Origin of the sequence: Rhodobacter calidifons, from assembly GCF_011174775.1 — a bacterium.
GTDB lineage: Bacteria > Pseudomonadota > Alphaproteobacteria > Rhodobacterales > Rhodobacteraceae > Tabrizicola > Tabrizicola calidifons.
On sequence record NZ_JAANHS010000010.1, the window covers coordinates 1 to 22643 of the forward strand.

Consider the following 22643-nt stretch of genomic DNA (forward strand, 5'->3'; position numbering starts at 1 on the left):
GAAAACACCAGCACAGGCCCTCGCCGAGGAACTCGAAAAAACACCAACAACCGTTGCACTTGGAACTTGAGTTAACCCCACCCTAACACCCGCGCCTAACCCCTTGGAATCCCTTGGCAGGACCAAAGCGCCGCGCGCGGCGCAGCCCAAGCGTTTGACCGCACCGCGCCCCCCCGCTACCATCGCATCCCATGAAACCGACCCCGAAACAGGCCCTGCGTGAGACCGGCGTGCGCGTGACCCGCCAGCGCGAGGCGCTGCTCAAGGTCCTGACCGAGGCCTCCGACCACCCCGACGCAGCCGAACTTCACCGCCGGGCGAGGACCATCGACGACAGCCTGTCCTTGGCCACCGTCTATCGCACCCTCTCGGTCCTGGAACGCGAAGGGGTGGTGCTGCGGCTTGCGCTGGAAAACGGCGGCGCGCGGTATGAGGTGGCGGACACCCCCCACCACGACCACATCATCGACCTCGACACCGGAGAGATCACCGAATTCCGGTCGGAGAAGATCGAGGACCTCCAGCGCCAGATCGCCGCCGAGCTGGGTTACGAGATCGTCCACCACCGGATGGAACTCTACTGCCGCAAGCGGACCTAGACCGTCCGCACCAGCCGCAGCGCATCGTAGATCGCCGCATGGGTGTTCCGCGCCTCGACTGCGTCGCCGATCCGGTAGAGCCGGAACCCGTCCACGGCAGGCTGCGGCCCCCCGTCGATGAGCGCGTCATAGTCCACCGCCCCCCCGTTCCCCGAGGCTGGCTTCAGGTCGAAATAGAGGTCGGCAAGAGGCTGCGTCCCGCCGTTGACGACCACCTGGTCATGGACCTGCGTCCTGCCCAGCTTCATGTAATCCGACCCGATCACCGCCAGAAGCTGGTTCCCCGCCCGGCGCACGGCGTCCAGTCTGTAAGTCACCGTGAAGGTCACATCCTTGTCCTGCAAGGCCCGCATGTAGGGCACGAGGTTCATCCCCATCACTTCCGGCGAGAAGGTCCGGTCGCGCGTCATCACCTCGACCCGTCCCCCGGCCTCGGCGATCAGCTGTGCAGCCTGCAACGCGGCGTGGTCGCCCGCGTCGTCGTAGATCAGCACGTTCGTCCCCGGCTTCGCATCGCCCGACAGGATGTCCCAGGAGGTGACGACCAGATCGTTCCCCTCGGCCAGAAGCCCCGTGGTGGGCATCCCCCCCGTGGCGATGACTACCACGTCGGGGCTTTCGGCCAGCACATCCGAGGCCTCGGCCCACGTGTTGAAGCGGAACTCCACCCCCAGCCGCTTGCACTGGGCCATGCGCCAGTCGATGATCCCGATCATCTCGGCCCGCCGCTTCGACTGCGCGGTCAGCCGGACCTGTCCGCCCGCCTGTCCGGCCGCCTCGAACACCACCACGGAATGTCCCCGCTCGCGCGCCACGCGCGCGGCTTCAAGCCCCGCAGGCCCGGCCCCTACGACGACGACCTTCTTCTTCTCCGGCGCCGGTTCGATCTGATGCGGCTGCGTCGCCTCGCGGCCCGTCGAGGGGTTGTGGATGCACAGCGCCATCCCTCCCTGATAGATCCGGTCAAGGCAGTAGGTCGCACCGACGCAGGGGCGGATGTCGTCCTCGCGGCCCTCGACGATCTTGCGCACGATATGCGGGTCGGCCATATGCGCCCGCGTCATCCCCACCATATCGACCTGACCCGTCGCCACAGCATGCCGGGCCGTCGCCACGTCGGGGATGCGCGAGGCATGCAGCACCGGCATCCCGACCTCGGCCTTGATCCGGCCCGCGAAGTCCAGATGCGGGGCGGATCGCATGCCCTGCACCGGGATCATGTCGGTCATCGCCGGATCGGTGTGGATCCGGCTGCGGTTGACGTTCAGATAGTCCACCATCCCGCTGTCGCGGAACATCCGGCCAAGCGCCACGCCCTCCTCGATGTCGATCCCGCCCGGCTCCATCTCGTCCACACCGTAGCGAAGCCCGAGGATGATTTCGGGCCCCACCCGCGCCCGGACGGCCGCCAGCATCTCGAGCGTCAGCCGCGCGCGGTTCTCCAGGCTGCCGCCATAGGGCGGGGGCAGGATGTTGGTCAGCGGCGACATGAACTGATCCAGCAGATGGCCGTGGCACAGGAACTCGATCCCGTCCACCCCGGCCTCCTTCATCCGTTCGGCGGCATCGGCATAGTCGCGGAGGATGCGGGCGATGTCCCAGTCCTCGGCCGGCTTTGGCGTCGCCCGGTGCGCCGGTTCGCGTTCGTGGGTCGAGGAGACGACGGGCAGCCAGTCGCCCTTGTCCCAGCGCGTGCGGCGCCCGAGATGGGACAGCTGGATCATCACGGCGGCGCCCGCCGCGTGGCAGTCGTCCACCAGCCGCTTCATCCAGGGCACGATCTCGTCCTTCCAGACCAGAAGGTTGGAAAAGACCGGCGGGCTGTCGCGGCTGACGCTGGCCGAGCCCGCCGTCATCACCATCGCCACCCCGGCCTTCGCGCGTTCCAGATGATACAGCCGGTAGCGATCCTTGGGCATCCCGTCCTCGCCATAGGCCGGTTCGTGGCTGGTGGTCATGATCCGGTTGCGCAGCGTCAGGTGCTTCAGCCGGTAGGGCTGGAGAAGGGGATCGTTCGACATCTTGGCGGCCCGCTGAAGGAAGATACCGCGATGCTAGTGCGGAGCCAGGTGCAGGACAAGCCGAAACTCGACACATATGTCGAGTTCTTGCGGTCTTGTATTCCGGATCGGCCCGGGCCTAGGGTGGCGGCATGACGATGGAACAACCGGAGCGCGGCTGGCGGGGCACCCCGGACCTGTGGCTGGAAGCGGCCTACACGCTGCTGGTCGAGGGCGGGGTCGAGGCGGTGAAGGTCATGCCGCTGGCCAACCGGCTGGGCCTGTCCAGAACCAGCTTCTACTGGCATTTCCCCGACCGCGAGGCGCTGCTTGCCGGTCTGGTGGAACGCTGGCAGGCCAGGAACACCGGCAGCCTGGTGGCGCGCTGCGAGATGCCGGCCGCGACGATTGCCGAGGCGATGCTGAACCTTTTCGACTGCTGGTATGACAGCACCCTGTTCGACAGTCGGCTGGAATTCGCCATGCGCACCTGGTCGCTGACCGATCCTGCCGTAGCCCGGGCCATGGCCGAGGCCGACGCGACCCGCATCGCCGCGATCACCGGCCTGTTCCGGCGCTTCGGCTATGACGAGACCGAGGCCGATACCCGGGCGCGGACGCTGTATCTGACCCAGGTCGGCTATATCGCGCTGCGGTCCGAGGAAAGCCTGGAGGTCCGCCTGCGCCGGGTTCCGGCCTATGTGCTGACCTTCTGCGGCGTCGCCCCGACCCCCGCAGAGGCCGAGGCGTTCCGCCGGCGTCACCTGCCCGCGGGCTGACCTATTCCGCCGCGTGCGGCTTGGGCGCGCTGCGGGCCAAGGCGGATTCCAGCACCGAAATCCGGTTCTGCAAGACCGCCACGTCCACCTGATTGCGCGCCAGGGCGTCGGCGAGGGCCAGCGGGTCGGGGGCCTCGCGTTCAACTTCCTTCTTGCCGATGAACCGACCCAGGATCCACGAGAGGAACCGTGACAGGTCGTCCATCGCCAGATACATCGACGGCACGACGACCAGGCTGAGGACCGTCGAGACGATGATCCCGCCGATCACCGCAATCGCCATGGGCGAACGGAAGGCCCCGCCTTCGCCCACCCCAAGCGCCGAGGGCAGCATGCCCGCCGACATGGCGATCGAGGTCATCACGATGGGCTGGGCGCGCTTGTGCCCGGCCTCGATCACCGCCTCGATCCGCTGCATGCCACGGTCGCGCATCTCGATGGCGAAGTCGATCAGCAGGATCGCGTTCTTGGCGACAATGCCCATCAGCATCAGGATGCCGATCAGCACCGGCATCGACAGCGGGTTCTGCGTCAGGATCAGCGCCGCCGCCACCCCGCCGACCGACAGGAGCAGCGAGAAGATGATCGTCAGCGGTTGCAGGACCGAGTGGAACAACAGGATCAGCACGAACATCATCAGCAGGACGCCCAGCACCATCGCGTTGACGAAACTGCCCACCAGTTCGGCCTGGATCTCGGCATCGCCCGAGGGCGTCACGCGGACCGTCGCGGGCAGGTTCAGCGTCGGCAGGATCTCGTTGAACCGTTCGGTGGCCTGGTCCAGCACATAGCCCGGCGCGATGTCGGCGCCCAGCGTGGCCACGCGCTGGCGGTTCAGCCGCTTGACCACCGAGGGGCCTTCGGCGACCTCGACCGTGGCCACGGCCGACAGCGGCACCGGACCGGCCGAGCTCATCACCTTCAGGGCCGCGATGCGGGCGAGATTGTCGCGCGAGGCTTCTTCCAGCTGCACCCGGATCGGCACCAGCCGGTTGTCGATCGACAGCTTGCCCAGGGCCGCCGAGACATCGCCGATGGTGGCCACGCGCACGACGCTGGCGATCTGCTGCACGGTGACGCCCAGCCGGGCGGCCTCGTCGGCCTTGGGCGTGATCTGGATTTCCGGGCGGGGCAGGGCGGCTTCGGTCGAGGGGCTGAGGAACATCGGTTCGTCGCGCAGCGCCTCTTCGATCCGGCGCACCGCCTCGTTCAGGTCGTCCTCGTCGGTGGACAGGATGTCGAAGGCAAAGGGCCGCGAGCCGCCGCCGGGGCCGCCGATCTTGAAGGCGCGCACGTCGGGGACGGATTTCAGGACCTCGAACACCTCGGCCTCGATCTCGTGCTGCGGGCGCAGACGGCCTTCGGAGGGGATTTCGGGGATCAGGCTGCCGATGACGGGCAGGGCGCGGCCCAGGTCGATCAGCTTGCGCTCCAGCCCGTTGTCCAGCCGGTCGAGGATGATGGTGAAGGTCGCGCGGCGGATGTCGCGGTCGCCCAGCGGGGTCGAGCCGCCGATCACCAGGACGGATTTCGCCCCGTCGATGTCCTTGACCAGGTCGCGCATGGCGTCGGTCGTGGCGGCGGTGTCGTCCAGCGTCGATCCCGGCGGCAGTTCGACCGAGGCGACGATGCGGCTTTCGTCCTCGGGCGGGAAGAGGCTGCCGGGCACCTGCAACATGGCGAAGACCGAGAAGATCACCAGGACGACGGCCGCAGACAGGGTGACGTAGTAGGTCGGCAGGACCAGCCAGGGCCAGCGCTTCGACCGCCGGACTCGGGTCGTTCCGCGCACCAGCCAGAGATAGAAGCGCATGAAAAGGCCGTCGCGATGCCCCTCGCCATGGCCGACCGCGGCGTCCTTGGCCCGCATCAGATAGGCCGCCATCATCGGTGTGATGAGCCGCGCCACGGCCAGCGAGAACAGGACGGCAATGGCCACGGTCAAGCCGAACTGGCGGAAATACTGGCCCGGTATGCCGGGCATGAAGCTGACCGGCACGAAGACCGCGACGATGGTCGCGCTGGTGGCGATGACGGCCAGCCCGATCTCGTCGGCCGCGTCGATCGCGGCGCGGAAGGGGGTCTTGCCCATGCGCATATGCCGGGCGATGTTCTCGATTTCCACGATGGCATCATCGACCAGGATCCCGGTGGCCAGCGTCAGCGCCAGGAAGCTGACCAGGTTCAGCGAGAAGCCCAGCATGTCCATCAGCCAGAAGGTCGGCACGGCGGACAGGGGCAGCGCGACCGCGGCAATCAGCGTCGCACGCCAGTTGCGCAGGAAGGCCAGCACCACCAGCACGGCCAGCAGCGCGCCCTCCAGCAGGGTGTGGATGGCGGATTCGTAGTTGCCGTAAGTGTAGAAGACCGAATCGTCCACCATGGTGATTGTGACGTTCGGATGCTGCCGGCGCAGGTCCTCGACGACCTGGTTGGTCAATTCGGCCACGCTGACCTCGGACGCCCCCTTGGCGCGGAACACCAGAAAGGCGACCCCGGGCTCGCCGTCGATGCGGGAAAAGCTTTTCAGTTCCTCGTAGCTGTCGATGACCTGGCCCAGGTCGGACAGCCTGGCGAACCGGCCAGAGGGCAAGGCGATGGTGGTGTTGGCCAAGGTCTCGACCGTGCCGCTGTCGCCCAGGGTGCGGATCACCTGTTCGCCCTCGCCCAGCCGCAGCCGGCCGGCGCCGAGGTTGACGTTGGTCGCCGCGATCTGCGCGCTGACCGCCTGGGCGGTGACGCCGTAGCTGTCCATCCGCACCGGGTCGAGTTCGACCCGGATCTCGCGGTCTGCACCGCCGACGCGCGTCACGCGGCCGATGCCCGGCCGGCCCTGAAGCGCGCGCGTCACGGTGTCGTCCACGAACCAGCTGATCTCTTCCATCGACATGTCGGGCGCGACGACGGCGAAGGTCATGATCGCCTGGCCCTCGACGTCGATCCGGCTGACGATGGGGGCCTCGATCCCGCCCGGCAGGTCGCCGCGGATCTGGTCCACGGCATCCTTCACGTCCTGCACGGCCTTGTCGGTCGGCACCTCCATGCGGAATTCGACGACCGTGGTGGACAGGCCGTCGGTCACGGTCGAGGTGACGCGCTTTGCCCCGGTCAGACCGGCCACGGCGTCCTCGATCTCCTTGGTGACCTGGCTTTCCATCTCGGAGGGCGCCGCACCCGATTGCGCCACGGTGACGGCAACCAGCGGCACGTCGATGTTCGGGAAACGGGTGATCGGCAGGCTGTTGAAGCTTTGCCAGCCCAGCACCATGAACAGGAAGAACGCCAGCAGCGGCGCGACGGGATTGCGGATCGACCAGGCCGAGAAGTTCATTGCCGTGCTCCTTAGTTGCCGGGTGCGGGGGCGAGGACCGGGTTGATCCGGTCGCCCGCGCGAACGAAGGCGCCCGCCTTCAGCACCACCCGGTCGCCGGCCGCGAGGCCCGATGTGATCTCGACCAGCCCGCCGTCGCGGATGCCGGTGGTGACCGCGACCCGCTCGACCACGCCATCGCGGACCCGCATCACGCTGCTGCCTTCGGGCGAAGATCCGATGGCGGTGACGGGAACGGCCAGGGCCTCGCGCTCGGCGGCCAGGATCTCGGCCTCGACGAACATGCCGGTGCGCAGTTCGCCCGCCGGACCTCCTGCCGGATCGACTGCGATCCGCGCCCGGCCCAGCCGGGTGACCGGGTCGATGGCGGGCTCGACCAGCCGCACCGTTCCCTCCAGCGTGCCCGCCATGCCGACCGCGCGAAGCCGCGCCTTCTGGCCCGGGGCAAGGCGCTGGATGTCGGTCTCGGCCACGTCGGCGCGCAACTCCAGCGCCGCGTCCCGCACGATCACGAACATCGGCTGCCCGGCCGCGGTGGCAATTGCACCGATTCTGGCGTTGCGGGCCACGATCTTGCCCGCGACGGGGGCCTTCACCTCGGTCCGCGACAGCATCAGGTCCACATTCTCCAGCCGCGCCTGGGCCAGGGCCAGCTGAGCGCGGGCCGCTTCCAGCCCCTGGCGGGCCACGGTCACCCGGGCATTGGCCGCCGTGGCATTGGCCTGCACCGTGTCCCAGGTCGCCTGCGGCACGGTCCCGCTTTGCCGCAGCCTTGCGGTGCGCTCGACCGCCCGTCCGGCTTCGGCGGCGGCGGTCTCGGCCTCGACCAGCTGCGCCTCGGCCTGCGCGATGGCCGAGCGCGCGGCGGCCAGCGAGGCGGCGACTTCGGACCGTTGCAGTTCAAGCGTGGTCCGCGACAGGACGGCCAGCACCTGCCCCTCGGCCACCATGTCGCCGACATCGGCCAGCAGGCGGTCCAGCGGCTGCCCTTCGACCAGAGGCGCGACCTGCACCTCTTCGACCGCGGCGATCAGGCCCGAGGCGATGATCCGGTCCGACAGGCGCCGCGGCGCGACCTCGACCACGGTGATGGCGGGCAGGGACTGCGCGGCGGCCGGCGCCGAAGCCGCCTCGGCCGCGGCGGCACCTTCGGCCAGCGCGGGCAGCGCGGGGCTGGCGAGCGTCAGGGCGGCGGCAAGAAACAGGGTGGGTCGCATGGGCTTAGCCTTCCGCTTTGTCGTTGGAGATTTCGGTCAGGATGCGGTCGATCACCGCCACCACCTGGGCGGCGAGTGCGGGGCTTGCCGGTCCGCATTGCGCGGTGCGGGTCGCCATGGCCTTCACCAGCATGACCAGCATCTGGCACTGGCCTTCATAGCGCAGGCGGGCTTCGGCGACGGGGCGACCGGTCGCCTGGGCAAAGATCGCTGTCAGCAGCGACACGATGGTCTCTTCCATCTGCCGTGCTGCCTCGCCGATTTCCGGTTTGCGGATGGCCGCGGCGGTGATCTCGGCCCAGAGCTGGCCATCCTTCTGCGAGTCTTCCGAGAATTGGTTCAGGATCCGCTCGCGCAGGCAGGCCATGGGCCGGTCCGAGGTCTGGATCTCGGCGAATTCGCCCTGGATCTCGGCCAGGTCATAGCCGCACATCGCCTGGACGATGGCCGCCTTCGAGGGGAAGTAGCGGTAGAAGTTGCCGACGCTCATCCCCGCCGCGCGGGCAAGGTCCTGCATCGAGGCACCGTCAAAGCCCTTCTCGGCAAAGGCCTGACGGATCGAAGCCAGGATCTCGTGGCTGCGTTCCTCGGCTGCGGGGACGGGCTGTGTCAGGGGCGGCATCGGCATTGGGCTTGGGAATGAACGTTCATTCACCGCAGATAGCGAGATCGTCGCGAAGGTCAAGCGGTAATACGGGGCGTTGGGCAAATCGGATGGGTCGGGGTTCACTTTTTCCGGAATTTGGCCCAAGGAAGCCGCAGCAAGGGGGCGCGGGCCATGGCGACGGGCATCAGTTTCAGCGTGACTGCGACCGATGGTGCGGCGCGGACCGGGGTGATTTCCACCCCGAGGGGAGAGATTCGCACCCCGGCCTTCATGCCGGTGGGCACGGCGGGAACGGTCAAGGCGATGCTGCCCGAAAGCGTGGCGGCGACGGGGGCCGACATCCTTCTGGGCAACACCTATCACCTGATGCTGCGGCCGGGGGCCGAACGGGTGGCGGCCCTTGGCGGGTTGCACCGGTTCATGAACTGGCCGAAACCGATCCTGACGGATTCGGGCGGGTTTCAGGTCATGTCGCTGGGACCGCTGCGCAAGCTGACCGAGGAAGGGGTGCGGTTCTCCTCGCATCTGGACGGCTCGAAACACATGCTGACGCCCGAACGCAGCATGGAGATCCAGCGCCTCTTGGGGTCCGACATCGTGATGTGCTTCGACGAATGCCCGGCGCTGCCCGCGACCGAGGCCGAGGTGGCCAGGTCGATGCGTCTGTCGATGCGCTGGGCGCAACGGTCGCGCGACGCCTTCGGCGACCGGCCGGGCCATGCGCTGTTCGGGATCATGCAGGGCGGTGTGACGCGCGAGCTGCGCGAGGAATCGGCCGAGGCGCTGAAGTCCATCGGCTTTGACGGCTATGCCGTGGGCGGCCTTGCGGTGGGCGAGGGGCAGGAGGCGATGTTCGGTGTGCTGGACTATGCGCCGGGGTTCCTGCCCGCCGACAAGCCGCGCTATCTGATGGGGGTGGGCAAGCCCGACGACATCGTGGGCGCGGTGGAACGCGGTATCGACATGATGGACTGCGTGCTGCCCTCGCGGTCGGGCCGGACGGGGCAGGCCTGGACGGCACGGGGGCAGGTGAACCTGCGCAACGCCCGGCACAGGGACGACCCGCGCCCGCTGGAGGACGGCTGCCAGTGCCCGGCCTGTCGCAGCTACTCCCGCGCCTACCTGCACCATGTGGTGAAGGCTGACGAGATCATCGGCTCGATGCTGCTGACCTGGCACAACCTGCATTATTATCAGGTGCTGATGCAGGGCCTGCGGGACGCGATCGCGCAGGGCCGGCTTGCGGCTTTCGTGGCCGACTTTCACGCCGCGCGCGCCGCGGGGGACATCGAGCCGCTGTGAAGAAGGCCGGACATTCCCGCCTTGCACCTGTTCACGCAGAGGTTCACTCTGCCGAACCGAACTTGAACTTGAATCCCCCCGCCGGGGACCACAAGTTAACGCATCTAAGAGGCGGAGCGGGCCGGGTTGCCGATGGTCGGGGCCCCGTGACGCTGCCGCGAGTGAAGGTAAACACATGAGCACCCAAAGCTATCCCGTCCTGCCCCTGCGCGACATCGTGGTGTTTCCCCACATGATCGTGCCCTTGTTCGTGGGCCGCGAGAAATCGGTCCGCGCGCTGGAAGAGGTGATGCAGGACGACAAGCAGATCTTGCTGTCCTCGCAGAAGGACCCGACTGCGGACGATCCGCAGACCGACGGCATCTTCCGTGTGGGCGTTCTGGCCAATGTACTGCAACTGCTGAAACTGCCCGACGGCACCGTGAAGGTGCTGGTCGAGGGCAAATCGCGCGTGAAGATCACCGGCTTTGTCGATAACCCGGCCTTCTTCGAAGCCACGGCCGAGATTCTGGTCGAGACCGAGGGCGATCCCACGGCCGTCGAGGCGCTGGTCCGCGCGGTCAGCGAGGAATTCGAACGCTACGCGAAGGTCAAGAAGAACATCCCCGAAGAGGCGCTGGCCGCCGTGTCCGACACGCGCGAACCCGCACGGCTGGCGGATCTCGTGGCGGGCCATCTGGGCGTGGATGTGGCGCAGAAACAGGCGATCCTGGAAACGCTGGACATCGCCGAACGGCTGGAAAAGGTCTACGGCCACATGCAGGGCGAGCTTTCCGTCCTTCAGGTGGAAAAGAAGATCAAGTCCCGGGTGAAAACCCAGATGGAGAAGACCCAGCGCGAGTACTATCTGAATGAGCAGATGAAGGCCATTCAGCGCGAACTCGGCGATGGCGAGGACGGCCAGTCCGAGATCAACGAGCTGGAGGAGCGGATCAAGAAGACCGCCCTGTCCAAGGAGGCCAAGGAAAAGGCCGAGGCCGAGCTGAAGAAGCTGAAGTCGATGTCGCCGATGTCGGCCGAGGCGACGGTGGTGCGCAACTACCTCGACTGGCTGCTGGGCGTGCCCTGGGGCGTGAAGTCGCGCGTCAAGAAGGACCTGGGCGCCGCGCAGAAGGTGCTGGACGCCGATCACTACGGGCTGGAAAAGGTCAAGGAGCGGATCGTCGAATATCTGGCGGTTCAGGCGCGCTCGACCAAGCTGAAGGGTCCGATCCTGTGCCTTGTCGGCCCTCCGGGCGTGGGCAAGACCTCGCTGGGCCGGTCGGTGGCCAAGGCCACGGGGCGCGAGTTCATCCGCATCAGCCTTGGCGGCGTGCGGGATGAAAGCGAAATCCGCGGGCACCGGCGGACCTATATCGGCTCGATGCCCGGCAAGATCATCCAGTCGCTGAAGAAGGCCAAGACGACCAACCCGCTGATCCTCTTGGATGAGATCGACAAGATGGGCCAGGACTTCCGGGGCGACCCGGCCAGCGCGCTGCTGGAGGTGCTGGACCCCGAACAGAACTCGACCTTCGTCGATCACTATCTCGAGGTGGAATACGACCTGTCCAACGTGATGTTCATCACCACGGCTAACTCCTACAACATGCCGGGGCCGCTGATGGACCGGATGGAGATCATCCCGCTGGCCGGTTACACCGAGGACGAAAAGCGCGAGATCGCCAGACAGCACCTGCTGCCCAAGCAGATCAAGGCCAACGGTCTGAAGAAGGGCGAGTTCAGCGTCAGCGATGACGCGCTGAACCATGTCATCCGCTACTACACCCGCGAGGCGGGCGTGCGGAACCTGGAACGCGAGATCGCCAAGCTGGCCCGCAAGGCCGTGACCGACATCCTGAAGGGCAAGGCCAAAAAGGTCGAGGTCGATCCGGCCAAGGTCGAGGAATATCTGGGCGTCCAGAAGCACCGCTACGGGCTGGCCGAGAAGGAAGATCAGGTCGGCGTGGTGACGGGACTGGCCTGGACCAGTGTCGGCGGGGATCTTCTGCATATCGAGGCGCTGAAGCTGCCGGGCAAGGGCCGGATGAAGACGACCGGGAAACTGGGCGATGTGATGAAGGAATCGATCGACGCGGCGGCAAGCTATGTCCGGTCGATCGCGCCCCAGATCGGGGTCAAGCCGCCGAAGTTCGACACGATCGACATTCACGTCCACGTCCCCGATGGCGCGACGCCGAAGGACGGACCCTCGGCCGGTCTGGCGATGGTGACCTCCATCGTCTCGGTGCTGACCGGGATCCCGGTGCGCAAGGATATCGCCATGACCGGCGAGGTCAGCTTGCGCGGCAATGCCATGCCCATCGGCGGGCTGAAGGAGAAGCTGCTGGCCGCGCTGCGCGGGGGGATCAAGACGGTCTTCATTCCCGAGGAAAACGCCAAGGACCTGGCGGAAATCCCCGAGAACGTGAAGCAGGGGCTGAAGATCATCCCCGTCAGCCATGTCCGCGAGGTCCTGGCCCAGGCGCTGGTGCGCCAGCCGGAGCCTGTGGAATGGGACGAGGCGGCAGAAGAGGCGGCGGCGGCAGCACGGGCCGCGGCAGCGGTTCCGGCCAGCCAGACCGCGCACTGACGGCAGCGAACCCTGGGGAAGGCGCGTCCGGCCGGGCGCGCCTTTCTGCTTTCGCCGGGGAATCGACTGGCCCCGAGGCCGAACCCGCTTTATCGTCCGCGACCCATGGATATCGAAGGACACGATGATGCCCCGGACACCGAAGGACAGCAAGAAGAGCGCCGCAAAAGCGGACAAGCCCGCGAAGGCTCCGGCCCCGGAACCGGCGGAGAAGGCCGTGACGCCGGCGCTGAAGGTGGTCGAGACCGCCGCGCCCGAGGCGCTGGGTGGCGCGATGAAGCTGAAGGACCTGGTTGACAGCGTGTCGGCGGCCACGGGCGGCAGGAAGCCCGAGGTGAAGAAGACCGTCGAAGCGACGCTGGCCGCCCTGGGCGAGGCGCTTGCCAGGGGCAGGGCCCTGACCGTGCCGCCGCTTGGCAAGCTGCGCGTGGTCAAGAACAAGGGACCGGCGCTGACGGTGAAACTCCGTCGTGCGGATGGCGCCAAAGCGGCGGGATTGGCCCTTGCGGATGACGGAGAGGATGGCTAAAAGGCCGGGCACAAGGTTCTGAATTCGGGCGATTAGCTCAGCGGTAGAGCGCTTCGTTCACATCGAAGATGTCAGCGGTTCAAATCCGTTATCGCCCACCATTCAATGACAAAGGCGCGCCAGTACGGCGCGCCTTTGCATTTGCTGGGCCGGGGCTTGCGGGGCTTGCCGGACAGGGCGCTTGCCAGGGGAAGGGCTTGCCAGGTGGTGGCGGGCAGGGTAGGGACCGAAAGGGGGCGGTTAGCTCAGCTGGTAGAGCGTCTCGCTTACACCGAGAATGTCGGGGGTTCGAATCCCTCACCGCCCACCATCCGGTCACATTCTCGACAGTGCGACGGAAGTTCCGGCCGGCGACGTTAGTTACAGGGTTTGGTCCCTTTGTGCGGGAACACGCGCCGCGTCGGATCGCCGGGGACGGCGGGGCGCTGGCAAGGAGACGGCAGTGGCAGATGGCAGCGGCGCCAAGGGCGGCACGACGGAGACCAGACCCGCGGTCGATCCGGCGGTCGAGATGCAGCGGATCCTGACCCGGCGCCCGGCGCGGCGGCGCTGGATCTGGGTGACGCTGGTCCTGGCCCTGCTTGCGGGGCTTGGCGCCTGGGCCTGGTTGTCCTGGTCGCAAGCCTCGCGCAGCATCCGCTATTCCACCGCCGAGGTCACCCGGGGCGACATCATCGTGACCGTGACCGCCACCGGATCGGTCCAGCCCACGACGCAGGTCGATGTCTCGTCCGAACTGTCCGGGGCGCTGGCCGAGGTAATGGTCGATTTCAACGACCGGGTCGAGGTGGGCCAGGTGCTGGCCCGGCTGGATGACACCAACCTCGGCGAGGCCGTGCAGACCGCCAGGGCACAGGTGCAGGCGGCCGAGGCGAACCGCAAGCAGGCCGAGGCGGCGGCGCGCGAGGCCGAAGCGAACCACGAGTCCCAGTTGGAACTGGACCGGCGCGGCCAGAGCACGCGGCTGAAGCTGATCGCCTCGGAAGTGGCGCGGGACCGCGCGCGCGCGGCGGTAGAGGCGGCCTTGGCCGATGTGGCGCTGGCCCGGGCACGGCTGTCCGAGGCCGAGAACGACCTTCGCAAGGCCGTCATCCGTTCGCCCATTTCCGGGGTGGTGCTGAACCGCGCGGCCGAACCCGGCCAGATCGTCGCCGCCTCGCTGAACGCGCCGGTCCTTTTCACCCTGGCCGAGGATCTGTCGCGGATGGAACTGCGGGTCGATGTGGACGAGGCCGACATCGGCCGCGTCGCGGTGGGCAACAGTGCCGAATTCACCGTCGATGCCTACCCCGACCGCCGCTTTCCGGCCACGATCACCACCATCCGCTATGCGCCCGAAACGACCGACGGCGTGGTGACCTACAAGGCGATCCTGACCGTGGACAACAAGGATGGCCTCTTGCGGCCCGGCATGACCGCCACCGCGACCATCGCAGTCACGGTCGAGACGGACGTGCTGCGGGTGCCGAACGCGGCCTTGCGCTATGAACCTCCGCGCGCATCCGAGGACAGCGGCGGCGCCTCGGGCCGTGGGCTGGTGGGGATGATCATGCCGGGCCGGTCCTCGCAGCCTTCGCTGACCCGGGGCGGCTCTGGTGGCCGATCGGTCTGGATCCTGCGCGAGGGCGTGCCGGTCGAGCTTCCGGTGCAGCCCGGCGTCACCGATGGCCGGATGACGGCCATCACCGCCGAGGGCCTGGCCGAGGGGGACCGGGTCATCATCGACCAGACCACGGGCGGCTGAGATGTCCCCCGCTGCATCGCGCCCGCCCCTGATCGAACTTGCCGATGTCTGCCGCGTCTATGGCTCCGGCGAGACCGAGGTGCGGGCGCTGGATCACACGGACCTTGTCATCCAACAGGGCGAATTCGTCGCGATCATGGGGCCGTCGGGTTCGGGCAAATCGACGGCGATGAACACGATCGGGCTTCTCGACCGGCCAAGCTCGGGCCGCTATCTCTTCAATGGGGTCGAGGTGCAGGGCCTTGACCGCGACCAGCGCGCGCTTCTGCGGCGGCATTTCCTGGGCTTCGTGTTCCAGGGCTTCAACCTCTTGCCGCGCACCTCGGCCCTGGAGAATGTCGAGCTTCCCCTGATCTACAAGGGCATGCCGCGGCCCGAGCGGATCGCGCGCGCCCGCGCGGCCCTGGCCAAGGTGGGCCTGGAGGGACGCGAGGATCACGACCCGTCGCAGCTGTCGGGCGGCCAGCAGCAGCGCGTTGCCATCGCCCGCGCATTGGTGGGCGACCCGATGGTGATCCTGGCCGACGAGCCGACCGGCAACCTCGACAGCCACCGCAGCCACGAGATCATGAAGCTGTTGCAGAAGCTGAACCGCGAGGATGGCATCACCATCGTCATGGTCACCCACGAAGATGACGTCGCGGCCTATGCGCGCCGCCTGGTCATCTTTGCCGATGGCCGCATCCGCAGCGACAGCGCCATGGCAGAGCGGGCCACGGCATGATCTGGGAAACCGTCCGCCTTGCGCTTCTGGCGCTGCGCCGCAACAAGCTGCGCTCGGCGCTGACCATGCTGGGCATCGTCATCGGCGTGGCGGCGGTGATCGCCATGGTGACGGTGGGGCAGGGGTCGTCGCGGTCGGTCGCGGCCAGCGTGGAAAGCCTGGGCACCAATGTCCTGACAGTGCGACCGGGCGGGCGCGGCTTCGGGCCGGGGCCGGCAAGCTCGGGGCCGACGCGCCCCTTCACCCTGCGCGACGCCGATGCCCTGGCGGAACTGCCGGTCATCGCGCATGTGTCGCCGACCGTCTCCTCGTTGCAGACCGTGGTGGCGGGGGCGGCCAACATGTCCACCAGCGTCACCGGCGCGACCTCGGGCTACCTTGCGGTCGGCGGCTGGACGGTGGTCAGCGGCCGGGGCTTCGACCGTTCGGAAGATCGCGCCAGCGCCTCGGTCTGCGTCATCGGCGAAACCGTCCGGCGGACGCTGTTCGGCGCGGCCGATCCGGTGGGCCGCGAGCTGCGCGCCGGCAAGGTCACCTGCGAGGTGATCGGCCTGCTGCAAGCCAAGGGCGCCGGGGCCTTCGGGCAGGATCAGGACGACCTGGTGCTGATGCCGATCCGCACCGTGCAGCGCCGGCTTCTGGGCAGCGAGAACGTGTCCTCGATCTCGGTCGCCCTTGCGCCCGAAGTCTCGTCCCAGCGCGGCGCGCGCGAGATCGAGGCGCTGATGCGCGACAGGCGGCGGATCGCCGAGGGCGCGCCGAACGATTTCAACATCAGCGACCGCGCGCAGATCGCCGAAGTGCTGACCGGGATCAATTCGGTGCTGACCGGCATGCTGTCCTCGGTCGCGGCCGTCAGCCTTCTGGTCGGCGGCATCGGTATCATGAACATCATGCTGGTCTCGGTCACCGAACGCACGCGCGAAATCGGGATCCGGCTGGCGGTGGGCGCCGAGGGCCGCCAGGTGCTGACCCAGTTCCTGGTCGAGGCCGTGGTCCTGTCGCTGGTCGGCGGGATCATCGGCGTCATCGTCGGGCTGGGCCTGGCCTTCGGAGCCTCGCTATACATGGCGATTCCCTTTGCGCCGCAGGCCTATGTCGTGCTGATGGCCTTCGCCTTCTCGGCACTGATCGGGGTGATGTTCGGCTTTTTCCCGGCCCGCAAGGCGGCGCGGCTGGACCCGATCGACGCGCTGCGTCACGAATAGCCCGGCAGACCCTCACGCCCGGGGGTCAGGGCAAGATCCACCAGACAGCGATGATCCCGGCCGCCACAAGCGCGCCGCCTGCCCCGAACCTGATCCAGGGGCTGGCGCTGCCCGCCGCAGCCGGCCCCGGCGCGGGTTGCGTCCGGCCGGAGCCCGGTCGGGCGGCGGCCTGGGCCGTCAGACGTTCAGGCAATTCCCCGCCTTCTTCGGCGATCCTCAGCCAGTCAAGCCAGTCCGCTGCCGACTGGATGCGGTCGCGGGGCATCACCCGCGCCGCCTTGTCGATCGCCTCCAGAAAGCCGGGCGGATAGCCCTCGAAACGGCCGGCCAGCGGCTCGTAGGGGTCGGGGGCGCCTTCGGCCACCCGCGCCAGCCGGCGCTGGCTTTCCGGTGGGGCCTGGCCGGAGATCAGATGATGGAAGGTCGCCGCCAGCGAATAGAGATCGCTGGCCGGGCTTTGTTCCGCGCCGGTCAGATAGAACTCCTGCGGCGAATAGCCTTCCTTGATGACCCGCCGCCCGGTCAGCACGCGCGTCGCCCGCACCACCTGTTCGCTGGCCGCGCCGAAGTCGATCAGGATCGGGTTGCCGGTCTTGTCCACCAGGATGTTGTCGGGCGAGATGTCGCGGTGCAGGATGCCGGACTGGTGGATGAATTCCACCGCGCTCAGCATCTTCTTCAGCATCACGACGATCTGGTCGGGCGTGAAGGCCTGATCCGTCGAATTCATGATGTCGTGCAGGTCGCGCCCGTCGATGAAGTCGATCGCCATATAGGCGGTGTCGTTGTCCTCGAACACCTGATGCACACCGACGATGTTCGGATGCACCAGCCGTGCCAGGCTGCGCGCCTCGGCGATGAAGCTTTCGACGAAGCCGCGGAAATCGTTGTGGTGCTTGCGTGACCTGGCGCGCACCAGGCTGGTGGACCGCCGACACAGCGCGTTCGGAAAGCACTCCTTGATCACCACCCTGCGGTCGAGGTTGTCCCGCGCCAGATAGGTGATCCCGAAGCCGCCGCTGTTCAGGAAGCCCTCGATCGTGTAGTGCCCGCCCAGAAGCTTTGTCCCCGGCATCAGGTCGTCGGCAAAGGCATCCGGGTCCACGCGGCCCAGTTCGGTCTCAAGCTGGTTGCTGATCTGCGTCGGGCCTTGCGTCACGTTCACACCTGTCGGTCAGGGCACTCATCAATTCGCATGTCCAGTCGTTCCGCACCTTCTGTGCGCGTCGATGGCATTGCCTTGCTTCGGATCAATGCGTTGCGGCCTCAACTCCGCGACCCGTATCGTCCGCTGACGAGTCTAGTCCCTGTGCATGTTCCGACGCAAATGCCCAGAAGCTAAGCCAAATCATGCGCAGGGGCCGAAACGGGCCGCTGGTATCGCCCAAGGGCTACGATTTCATCCAGCATAAGCGTAATACGTTAATAAAAAAGGAAAAATTGCCTGCGCTCGGCCGGCATGGGCAATCTTCGCATTTTGCAAAGTGTGGCAAATCTCCTGCGATCCCAGAGGGATGCGCCAGGGTCTTGCCCTGATCTTGCCAGGGATGCGCGTCTTGCGGGTGGTCGGATCGCGTTTCACGATCACAAGTTGCGCAGCCGCTTCGACCTGATGCTGCCTGGATGATTCGCGGCCGGTTCAGCCGGGTGCCCAGGCTTCCGCCGGCCGGTCGCGGCCCAGGATCTGGAAACTGCCGGCCGGAATCACCATCCAGTCGCCCGCGCTGCCGTCCGGCCAGATGACCCGTAGCCGGGCTTCGGCCGCATCGCCCAGGCCAAAGTGCAGCCAGCCGACCGAGCCCGAGACATGCCCGCCCCCCGAGACGATCTCGTGCCGTTCCACCTTGTCGCCGCGCCGGATCTCGACCACCGAGCCGATGGCATCGCGGTTGGCGCCATCCTGCCTCAGCCGGACCTGAACCCAGTTCCCGCCGCTTTCGCCGGTCTGGCGCCAGACCTCGGCCTTGGTCCAGCGGTTCACCACCACGATGTCCAGCTTGCCGTCAAGGTTCAGGTCCACCACCTGCGCGCCGCGTGCGATGCCCATGCTGGCCACGCCCGCGCGGTCTCCCGCCTCGACGAAGGGGCCCTCTGCGGTGCCCAGAAGCAGGTTGTTCGGGTCGCGTTCGGCGAAATCGGGCATCCTGGCCACGTTGCCCTTGGCGACGAACAGGTCCAGCCGCCCGTCGTTGTTCACATCGGCAAACTGCGGATGCCAGGCGGTCGAGGGGCGCAGGTCACCGCCCGTATATGGCCGGTGCGCCGTGACCCCCGACTTGAAGGCCAGGTCGGCATAGTCGGGCTGGCCCGTGGCCGGATCCTTCAGGAATTGCAGCTTGTTGTCGGCCATCGAGGTCAGGAAGTAATCCTGATAGCCGTCCATGTTCACATCCGCCGCGGCGATCCCCATGCCCCAGATGCGCAGCCGCTTCCAGCCCTCCTCCTCCGAATACAGCCGCGGGGGCTGCCCGGGCTCCAGGTGCCACATCTGCTCTTGTCCGCCCTTGTAGTATTCGCGGTCGTTCGACACCCGCAGCGCCCATTGGCCCGAACGGTTCCAGTCGGTGAAGAGCATCGACAGCGCGCAGAACGATGGCGTCAGCGGAATTGGAGCGGCAAAGCGCCTGCCATCGGGGCGGTGCAGCCAGTTGTCGGTGCACGAACCCCAGGGAAAGTCCTCGGCCAGCCGATCGACATAGTTGCCGATGGCCAGCGTCGGCCAGTCCTGACCCCTTTCCCAGATCGCGGCAAAGGCGGTGGACCAGGCGGTGCCGCCGTCAAAACCCCAGACCTCGGTCGCATCCTCGAACCGGCAGTCGCCCAGACCCCGCAGCAGCCGGTTCGGCCCCTGGCGCAGCACCACCAGATCCATCAGCCCGTCGCTGTCGATGTCCAGCGGATAGGCGCCCAGCACCGCGTCCAGCGTGATCGCCCCGGTCTTCTCGAAGACCAGCGGCCCGCCCCGTGCGCTGCGGTTCAGATACAGCGCCGAAGGCGCTGCGCCACCCGAGAGAAGGATCTCCGGGAAACCGTCGCCGGAACAGTCGAAGGTGGCGACCCCGCCGCCGACCATGTATTCCCACTCGCCCTCGAAGACCGTTGACAGGCCCGCTGTGGCGGTTTCGTCGGTGAAGACGGGCACGACCGGCTCGGCCAGGGCGGGAAGGGCCAGGGCGAGCAGGGCAAGGGGCAGAAGCAGGGCGGCCAGGCGCGGGGCTGACCTCATGCGAACGTCTTCAGCTGCGCGGCAAAGGCGCCGATGCAGCGGCCCTGCACCAGCCCCTGCTCATTGCCGAAACGGTAATGGATGCCGCCGTAAAGTCTGGAAATCGCAGCCTCTTCCGCCGCCTCGCGGAAACTGGAGAAACGGCGCACCGCCAGGCCGTCATCGGCATGCGTGGCGTCCTCGAAGGCGAAGTTGTCGCCAAAGAAGGCGGTCAGCGCCACCTCGGCCGCGCCGGACTGGGTGGAATGGCCCGACGGATATTCCGGGAAGGGTGGCGTGATCAGCAGCGTTTCCCAGTTCGGATCGATGTAACGCTTGATGTAGGTGACGGGGCGGACGAGGTTCCAGCGGTATTTCTCGGCCCAGCAGCCGATGAAGCCATCGGCAATGGCCACGCCCAGCACCGCCAGCGCCGCCGCAGCGCGTTCGGCCGGCATCCGGTCGCGCTCGGCGATCTGGAGGACGATGCTGACCCAATGCCCGGGCGGAGTGGGCGACAGCATCGGGTCATCCGTCCAGAACCGGGCGATGGTCTTCTGTTCTTCGGTCAGGGCCTTCGAGACCTCGTAGACCTCCATCGCCGCGGCATGGAAGGCGCTGCCCGGTTCGGTGGAAAACTCGGGATGCGAGGGCAGAGTGCAGAGGTCGGGCGCGGGCAGGGCGAAGGTGCGGTTCTTGCCCCAGTTCGGCAGCAGCGGCGCCTGCTGGATGCGGATGTCCGAGGTGGGCACCCAGTCCTTCGGATCCTCGCCGAAGGTATAGTCGAAGGGAAAGCCCAGGTTCTCCACCACCGCGCCGCCATCCGACAGCGACCAGTCCCAGACGTGCTGCGCGATGGCCAGACCATGCGCGCGGCTGGCGGCGGCGACCTCGGGCGTCAGGTCCCGGTCGATCTCGGCCGCCAGCTTGCGCGCCATGGCCTGCATCGCGCCCTGGCCGCTGGGTCCGGTGTTGCCGAAGAAGTCGCCCATCGCACGGCCCAAAGCCGCATCCAGCACCGCCGCCGGGTCAAGGCCGGGGGCAGGGGCGGGCAGCGGCGCCAGACCCTGCACCTGGCCGGCCAGCGTCAGCGGCCCGGGCACCAGTCCGACATGGCTTTCATGGGCGATGATGCCGACATAGGCGAAGGCGCGGGCCGCCACGGGGGGCGAATAGGTCGCGGTATGGCGCACCAGTTCCAGCACCAGCCGGTACCAGCCATGCAGCGCGCGGCGGCACAGGTCCGCCCGGTCGGCTGCAAGCGCAGGTGTGGCCAGGAAAGCGCCGGACAGGGCCAGAAAGCGGCGACGGTCAATCTGCATGATCTCCTCCCAGGAATGGCGCGGAAGTTAGCGCACTCCGCACCGCGGGGGCAACTGGCGGACCGGGCGATCAGGGGTCAGCCGCGCCCCGTCAGCCAGTTGCCCAGCGCCGCCAGCCGCGACGGCCCCGCGCCCGGCCGATCCTCGCGCCGGTCGGCCGCGTTCAGAAGGGCATACATCCCGTGCACACCCAGCCAGCGGAAGGGCTCGGGTTCCCATGGTCGCACCTTGCGGTTGACCCAGGGCAGATGCACAAGGTCCGTGTCGCGCCCCAGCACCAGGTCCGCCAGCGTGCGCCCCGCAAGGTTCGAGGTCGAGACGCCCACCCCCACATAGCCCCCCGCCCAGCCCAGGCCGGTTGCGGGGTCAAGGCCCACGGTCGCGCACCAGTCGCGCGGCACGCCAAGGACGCCACACCAGGCATGGTCGATCCTGGCGTCCCGTGCCGCCGGGAAATGCCGGTGCAGGACGGCGGTCAGCCGGCGGATCGTCTCGGCGTCCGGCGCGCCGTTGGTGTCGATGCTGGAGCCGAAGCGATAGGGCACCCCCCGGGCGCCGACGGTGATCCGGCCTTCGCGCGTGCGCTGGCAATAGCAATAGGCATTGGCGAAATCCCCGACGATTTCGTGCCCTTGCCAGCCGATCTTGTCCCAGACCTCGGGCGGCAAGGGCTCGGTCGCGATCTGGGCCGAGTTCATCGGCAGCCATTCGCGCTTGCGTCCCGGCAGACCCGCCGTGAAGCCCTCGGTGCAGCGCAGGATCACCGGGGCTTTGACCTTGCCGTGGTCGGTGGTGACAACGCCTGGTTCATAGGCGGTCACCGTCGTGCCCTCGACGATGCGGACGCCCTGTCGTTCCACGGCCCTGGCCAGCCCGAGCACCAGTTTTGCCGGCTGGATCCGCGCGACATGCGTCACCACCATCGCCCCCAGAGCGCCGGGGATCCGGATGCGGCGTTCCAGATCCCTGGCCGACATCTCGAAGACCCGTTCCTCATCGCCCCAGTGGCGCCGGTGCGCGATTTCGGCCCGCATCCGGGCGAGCTGCGCCGGCTTCGTCGCCACCATCAGCTCGTCGGTGCGCTGGATGTCGGCCTCGATCCCGCAGGCCTCGGCCACGCGGATCACCTCGTCCACCGTGCCGTTCATCGCCTCGACCATCGACCGGACCGCATGTTCCGACGCGGTTTGCAGATAGCGCGCATGGTTCCAGGCGAAGCCGCCGGTCAGCCAGCCGCCGTTGCGGCCCGAGGCGCCGAAGCCCGCGAAATCCTTCTCGATCACCAGCACATCCAGCGCGGGATGCGCCTGTTTCAGATACCAGGCGGTCCAGAGCCCCGTATACCCCGCCCCGATGATCGCCACATCCGCCGTCGTGTCCCCCGAAAGAGGTGCGCGACGGTAGGGCAGGCCGATGTCGGCATACCAGAAAGAGACCTCTCCGATCCGCATGGAACCCCCTGTTTGCGCCCAAGGGGCCACAGCGCCCATCGCATTTCAAGGCC

16 protein-coding genes and 2 tRNA genes are annotated in these 22643 nt (G+C 67.6%); 10 read left to right on the forward strand and 8 right to left on the reverse strand.

Going from position 1 to position 22643, the window contains the following annotated elements:
* Positions 1-191: 191 nt before the first annotated feature.
* Positions 192-599 carry a Fur family transcriptional regulator gene (locus tag G8O29_RS13045; RefSeq protein WP_166403672.1) on the forward strand — a complete coding sequence of 136 codons (408 nt, stop codon included), beginning with the start codon at positions 192-194 and terminating at the stop codon, positions 597-599.
* On the opposite strand, the gene G8O29_RS13050 is transcribed toward G8O29_RS13045, so the two are convergent.
* Positions 596-2620 (reverse strand): NADH:flavin oxidoreductase, encoded by a 2025-nt coding sequence (locus G8O29_RS13050; RefSeq protein ID WP_166403673.1) that lies wholly within the window; start codon positions 2618-2620, stop codon positions 596-598. The genes G8O29_RS13045 and G8O29_RS13050 overlap by 4 nt on opposite strands.
* A gap of 131 nt (positions 2621-2751) precedes the next feature.
* Here G8O29_RS13050 and G8O29_RS13055 point away from each other — a divergent pair, with 131 nt between their 5' ends.
* A complete protein-coding gene (locus G8O29_RS13055) occupies positions 2752-3378 on the forward strand; it encodes a TetR/AcrR family transcriptional regulator (protein WP_166403674.1) in 627 nt (208 codons plus the stop codon).
* A gap of 1 nt (position 3379) precedes the next feature.
* On the opposite strand, the gene G8O29_RS13060 is transcribed toward G8O29_RS13055, so the two are convergent.
* From G8O29_RS13060 to G8O29_RS13070, 3 genes are read right to left on the reverse strand one after another with little or no spacing between them, the layout of a single operon-like run.
* Positions 3380-6709, reverse strand: coding sequence for an efflux RND transporter permease subunit (locus tag G8O29_RS13060; protein WP_166403675.1), 3330 nt, complete (start codon positions 6707-6709; stop codon positions 3380-3382).
* A gap of 11 nt (positions 6710-6720) precedes the next feature.
* Positions 6721-7926: an efflux RND transporter periplasmic adaptor subunit gene (locus G8O29_RS13065; protein WP_166403676.1), complete on the reverse strand. Its 1206-nt coding sequence runs from the start codon at positions 7924-7926 to the stop codon at positions 6721-6723.
* A gap of 4 nt (positions 7927-7930) precedes the next feature.
* Complete coding sequence (locus tag G8O29_RS13070) at positions 7931-8548, reverse strand: TetR/AcrR family transcriptional regulator (protein ID WP_166403677.1); 618 nt, start codon at positions 8546-8548, stop codon at positions 7931-7933.
* 156 nt (positions 8549-8704) lie between these two features.
* Between G8O29_RS13070 and tgt the strand changes: the two genes are divergently transcribed.
* The 8 genes from tgt to G8O29_RS13110 all read left to right on the forward strand — a co-directional run bounded on the left by tgt (position 8705) and on the right by G8O29_RS13110 (position 16612).
* A complete protein-coding gene (tgt, locus tag G8O29_RS13075; protein WP_166403678.1) occupies positions 8705-9835 on the forward strand; it encodes a tRNA guanosine(34) transglycosylase Tgt in 1131 nt (376 codons plus the stop codon).
* 175 nt (positions 9836-10010) lie between these two features.
* Entirely contained in the window at positions 10011-12407 is a 2397-nt protein-coding gene (gene lon / locus G8O29_RS13080; protein WP_166403679.1) for an endopeptidase La, read from the forward strand.
* Positions 12408-12534: 127 nt separating this feature from the next.
* Positions 12535-12936: an HU family DNA-binding protein gene (locus G8O29_RS13085; RefSeq protein WP_166403680.1), complete on the forward strand. Its 402-nt coding sequence runs from the start codon at positions 12535-12537 to the stop codon at positions 12934-12936.
* A gap of 26 nt (positions 12937-12962) precedes the next feature.
* Positions 12963-13037, forward strand: a tRNA-Val gene (locus tag G8O29_RS13090).
* Positions 13038-13170: 133 nt separating this feature from the next.
* Positions 13171-13246 (forward strand) — tRNA-Val (locus tag G8O29_RS13095).
* 132 nt (positions 13247-13378) lie between these two features.
* Positions 13379-14680, forward strand: a complete 1302-nt coding sequence (locus G8O29_RS13100; protein WP_367890177.1) for an efflux RND transporter periplasmic adaptor subunit — start codon at positions 13379-13381, stop codon at positions 14678-14680.
* Position 14681: 1 nt separating this feature from the next.
* The gene (locus G8O29_RS13105; protein WP_166403681.1) at positions 14682-15404 is read left to right on the forward strand and encodes an ABC transporter ATP-binding protein; all 723 of its coding nucleotides are present in this window, start codon (positions 14682-14684) and stop codon (positions 15402-15404) included.
* Positions 15401-16612 (forward strand): ABC transporter permease, encoded by a 1212-nt coding sequence (locus G8O29_RS13110; RefSeq protein ID WP_166403682.1) that lies wholly within the window; start codon positions 15401-15403, stop codon positions 16610-16612. The genes G8O29_RS13105 and G8O29_RS13110 overlap by 4 nt, the downstream gene beginning before the upstream one ends.
* A gap of 25 nt (positions 16613-16637) precedes the next feature.
* Here the strand turns inward: G8O29_RS13110 and G8O29_RS13115 are convergent, their stop codons facing one another.
* The 4 genes from G8O29_RS13115 to G8O29_RS13130 form a co-directional block, all read right to left on the reverse strand.
* The gene (locus tag G8O29_RS13115) at positions 16638-17771 is read right to left on the reverse strand and encodes a serine/threonine-protein kinase (protein WP_367890178.1); all 1134 of its coding nucleotides are present in this window, start codon (positions 17769-17771) and stop codon (positions 16638-16640) included.
* A gap of 480 nt (positions 17772-18251) precedes the next feature.
* Positions 18252-19838 carry a CRTAC1 family protein gene (locus tag G8O29_RS13120; protein ID WP_166403683.1) on the reverse strand — a complete coding sequence of 529 codons (1587 nt, stop codon included), beginning with the start codon at positions 19836-19838 and terminating at the stop codon, positions 18252-18254.
* The gene (locus G8O29_RS13125; protein ID WP_166403684.1) at positions 19835-21139 is read right to left on the reverse strand and encodes a vanadium-dependent haloperoxidase; all 1305 of its coding nucleotides are present in this window, start codon (positions 21137-21139) and stop codon (positions 19835-19837) included. Before G8O29_RS13125 ends, G8O29_RS13120 begins: the two co-directional genes overlap by 4 nt.
* Positions 21140-21216: 77 nt before the next feature.
* Entirely contained in the window at positions 21217-22590 is a 1374-nt protein-coding gene (locus G8O29_RS13130; RefSeq protein ID WP_166403685.1) for an NAD(P)/FAD-dependent oxidoreductase, read from the reverse strand.
* Between the last annotated feature and the right edge of the window lie 53 nt (positions 22591-22643).